The sequence below is a fragment of the Roseicella frigidaeris genome, assembly GCF_003258945.1.
GTDB lineage: Bacteria > Pseudomonadota > Alphaproteobacteria > Acetobacterales > Acetobacteraceae > Paracraurococcus > Paracraurococcus frigidaeris.
Map to the genome: position 1 here is coordinate 1 of NZ_QLIX01000065.1, position 4,394 is coordinate 4,394.

Consider the following 4,394-nt stretch of genomic DNA (forward strand, 5'->3'; position numbering starts at 1 on the left):
CACTCCAGGTCCCCCGGGTCACCCGGGAGACCGTAGGTTGAGGGACGGCAGGTGGGCCAAAATTCGCCAGCACGCCTGGGCCAACATTCAGTAGCAAAGCCAGATGAGCGGCGAGCTCGGCGCCGTGCCGTTGCCGTTGCCCGCCTTCGCGCAAGCTGCCGTGGCCAAGGATGCGCCGATGCCGGCACCGCCGTCGACCTCTGAAATCTCGGCAAGGTCCCCCGCGCGCATCGAGGTGGTGCTGCCCTGTGGGACGGTGCTCTGGCTCGATGAGGGTCAGTGGCACTGCGCCTGACGGAGCGGAGGCGCTGCGCCGGGTGCTGGCGGTGCTGCGTGGCCGATGATCGGGCCTCCGCCGGGTACCCGCGTTTATCTCGCCTGTGGTGTCACTGAACTTCTAACTTAAATCATTAGGAGATCAGGTCACGGCGACGTCACGGCTCCTTGCCAGCAGGCCGCCGAAATCCGTCCCGGCCGCTGGTATACCCGTTCGCGGCAGGAATCTGCCTGTGCTGGCAACTCAATCTTTGAATGCCAAGCACTTTTACGCTGTCCTGACACAGATTTCCGCGCTGGGCGGTTGGATCAGACCACGGCCCACTCATTGCCGACATAGGAGATCAGGTCGTCGCTGGTGACGACCTGGCCATTCGTGGTCCAGAGCCGCAGCTCGGTATGGCCCTGGCCGGCGACCGGGTCCTGCCGCCACAGCACGTCGGCACGGCCATTCCCGTCGTAATCGCCGATGGCTGCCACCTTCCAGCCCGCGCTCTCGGTGTCGAGGGTCGCGGTGGAGAGGATGGTGGTTCCGTCCATGCGCCAGGCCTCGACCTTGCCCGTGGCGTCCTGCAGCAGGATGTCCGAGCGGCCGTCGTGGTCGAAATCGCCCGTGCCGACCACCGACCAGCCGACGCCCGGCGTGGCGATGGTGCCGCCGCCGAGATACTGGGTGCCGTCCATGCGCCAGATCGAGACGGCGCTGTCGGCATTCTGCCACAGGATGTCGGCGCGGCCGTCGCCGTCGAAGTCGCCCATGCCGACGACCGCCCAGCTCGCATCGACCGTTCCGACGACACCGCCGCCGATGCCGGCGAGGCCATCCATCTCCCAGAGCGAGAGGGTGACGTAATCATGCCCCTGCCAGCTGACCTGCTTGCTGAACAGGATGTCCGACCGGCCGTCGCCGTTGAAGTCGTCGACGCCGGCGATGTCATAGGCGGTGCCGGCACCGGGGGCGTAGATGGTCGCGCCGCCGACATAGCCGGTGCCGTCCATCATCCAGATGGAGGCGGTGCCGTTCGCCTGGTGCCAGAGCAGGTCGGCCTTGCCGTCGCCGTTGAAGTCGCCGGTATGGGCGACGGCCCAGCTCTGGTCGACATAGGTGAAGGTCCCGCCCGATTCGTAGCTGGCGCCGTTCACCTGCCACTGCGCCATGGCACGGTAGCCGGGTGCATCCGGCAGGTCCTCGGCCTCGAACAGGATCTCGCTCTTGCCGTCGCCATTGAAGTCGTAGGCGACGCCTCGGAGCTGCACGAGGCCGTCGGTGAACTGCACCGCCTCGACATTCCGCAGCAGCTCGGTGCCGTGCGACCCGACCACCGTCCAGCTGCCATCCGCGTTGCGGCTGATGCTCGCATCCGCGGCCAGGGCGTCGAGCACGACGGTGTCGTGCCCAGCCCCGCCCTCGATGGTCGCGTTGCCCGCGCCGACGAGGATGCGGTCGTTGCCCGCGCCGCCATCGAGGCTGTCGGCGCCGCCGCCGCCGGCGATGGTATCCGCGCCGGCCCCACCCCAGAGCGTCTCCGCCGCGCCGGTCCCGGTGATCATGTCGGCATGGTCGGAGCCACGGAGCTGGACGATGCCCGTCAGCCGGTCAGTGCTCGGCGTGCCATAGGCCTCCAGCACCGTGCCGGCGCCGAGATCGGCATGGATCGCCGCGCCGCCCTTGTAGTCGGCGACGAGCAGGCTGCTGCCGCCGCCATCGATCGAATCGCTGCCCGCCCCGCCGAAGACATAGGTCGCCCGGGTGATCGCCGCATGGCCGGTGACGCTGTCGGCGAAGGCAGTGCCGATGACGTGGTCGATGCCGGAAAAGGCGTCGATCTTGCCGGTGCCGAGCTTGGCGACGGTCCCCGCATCGGCGCCGGTCCAGCCCAGGACGATGCCCGAGGCGAGGCCCGCCTGGCCGTAATCCAGGGTGTCATGGCCGCCGCCGCCGATGATCGTGTCATTGCCGCCGGAGCCGACGAAGCGCTCATCCGCCGCGCTGCCGGTGATGCGGTCGCCCTGCGCGGTGCCACGGATCGCCACGACGCCGACCAGCCGGTCGACCTCGCCGCCGGCGAGCGAGGCCGTGCCGCCGGCGCCGAGCGTCGCCGTGAGCGCCGCCGTCCGCGCCGAGTAGTCGGCGACGTTTTCGTCGAGGCCGAAGCCGCGGATCGTGTCGTTGCCGCTGCCGCCATCGATGAAGAGGGTGCTGCCGAGGGTGGCGACATGGCCGCCGAGATCATCCGCCACCCGGCCGCCGATCAGGATATCGATGCCGGTGAAGCTGTCGGTTCCGGCCGCCCCGCCGCTGCCCTTGACCGCGGTGCCGGTGCCGGCGGCGTCGAAGCTGGTGACGATCTTGAGGCCGTCGGTCCGCGCGTAGCTCAGCGTGTCGGCGGCGCTGGCTCCGGTATAGCGGTCGCTGCCGGTGGTGCCGTAGAAGAGGGTGGCCCCTGTGCCGCCGATGATCGTGTCGTTGTAGCGCGAGCCCTGCACCGCGGCGACGTTCAGCAGGCGGTCGAACGCGCCGGCGCCATCGGCCGCGATGCCGTTGGCGAGGTTGACCGCGGCGCCGCCGTCGCTCTGGCTGTAGTCGGCGACGTTCAGCGCGTTGCCGGCGCCGTCGATGGTGTCGATGCCGCCGAGGCCGCGCAGCAGCGTCAGGCTGGTGGCGGCGGCGCTGCCGATGATCCGGTCGTTGCCGCTCGTTCCCTGCAGAACGCCGATGCCGGAGAAGCTGTCGGTGCCACCGTCATTGCTCTTGACCGCCGTGCCAACGCCGCCCGCGGTCATGGTGATGGCGACGCTGCGGCCGGACAGACCGGAATAGCTCAGCGTATCGGTGCCGCCGCCGCCGGCATAGCTGTCATTGCCGAGGCTGGCATCGAAGGTCTCGCCCTTGCTGCTGCCCCGGATGGTATCGGCGAAGTCCGAGCCGCGGACCCGCACCACCTTCTGCAGCGTGTCGGTGGCGCCCGAGCCGTCGCGCGCCGTCCCGGCATCGAGGTTGATCGAGACGCCGGCGGTGTCGAGCCCGTAGTCGACGAGGTTCAGCGCCGAATCCGCGCCGTCGATGGTGTCCGCCCCGTCCAGGCCGCGCGCCACCTGCAGGCCGGCGCCGTTCTTCGCCATCTCGATGCGGTCGGCGCCGCTGCCGGCATTGATGGTCTGGAAGGCGCTGATGGCATCGGTCCCGCCGCCGCCGCTCTTCTCGGCGGTGCCGGTGCCGTCCTTGTTCAGCGTGATCCTGAGCGTGGTGCCCGCCGGGGCGGCCATGCGCGAATAGTCGAGCGTGTTGGAGCCGGCGCCGCCGGCCAGCGTGTCGCTGCCGAGGCTGCCGGTGACGGTGTCGTTGCCGCCGCCGCCGCTGATGCGGTCGGAATGGGCCGAGCCGCGGACACGGTGGAGGTCGATCAGGGTGTCCGTGCCGCCATCGCCGTCCAGCGCCTGGCCGATCAGATGGCCGTTGCCATCGATCTGCGCCTGCAGGTTGACGATGACCGAGCCCGCGGCGTCGCTGTAATCCGCCTCGACCCAGCCCCGTCCCGCCGCCTTGATCGTGTCGTCCCCGGCGCCGCCGGCGACCTCCGTCACCGCCGCGGCGGTGGTCGATGTCCCGTAGGCGGCGGTGAAGTCGAACAGGTCACGGCCGGCGCCGCCCTCGATGGCGGCGATGCCGGTGACGGCATCCGTCCCGACCACCGCACCGCCCGGGCCGGCCTTGACGATGGTTGCGCTGCCGGGAGCATGGAAGGTGGCCGTCAGGCCGTAATCCGAGGTCAATGTGGCATAGGTCAGCAGGTCGATGCCGCCGCCGCCTTCGATGGAATCCGAGCCGAGACCGCCGGAAAGCGTGTCGTCCGCCGTGGTGCCAAGTTTTCGCATGCCAAACCGTTCCGTACACAATACGGTATGGATTAGCTATATGCGGGAATGTGATCCATAAAATGAACGTTATAAATTAGATGGTTGGGGGGAAAGTTTGTAAGACACTGATCCCACAATTGAACCTTTGGAAGTTTCTGTTAGAGCCCATCCGGAAAGGAATTGAATCGGCTGAATCGGATGTGATTCTCTGGTCGTGCGGGCGATTCGCGGGGGCAGGCAATGGCGTGGACGGCAGAGCA

Annotated in this window: 2 protein-coding genes; one reads left to right on the forward strand and one right to left on the reverse strand. The window is 68.7% G+C overall.

What is annotated here, in order from left to right; all coding sequences use genetic code 11:
• Positions 1-103 precede the first annotated feature (103 nt).
• Complete coding sequence (locus DOO78_RS26605) at positions 104-295, forward strand: hypothetical protein (RefSeq protein WP_111472902.1); 192 nt, start codon at positions 104-106, stop codon at positions 293-295.
• A 290-nt stretch (positions 296-585) separates the two neighbouring features.
• Here the strand turns inward: DOO78_RS26605 and DOO78_RS26610 are convergent, their stop codons facing one another.
• Positions 586-4,152 carry an FG-GAP-like repeat-containing protein gene (locus DOO78_RS26610; RefSeq protein ID WP_111472903.1) on the reverse strand — a complete coding sequence of 1,189 codons (3,567 nt, stop codon included), beginning with the start codon at positions 4,150-4,152 and terminating at the stop codon, positions 586-588.
• Positions 4,153-4,394 lie beyond the last annotated feature (242 nt).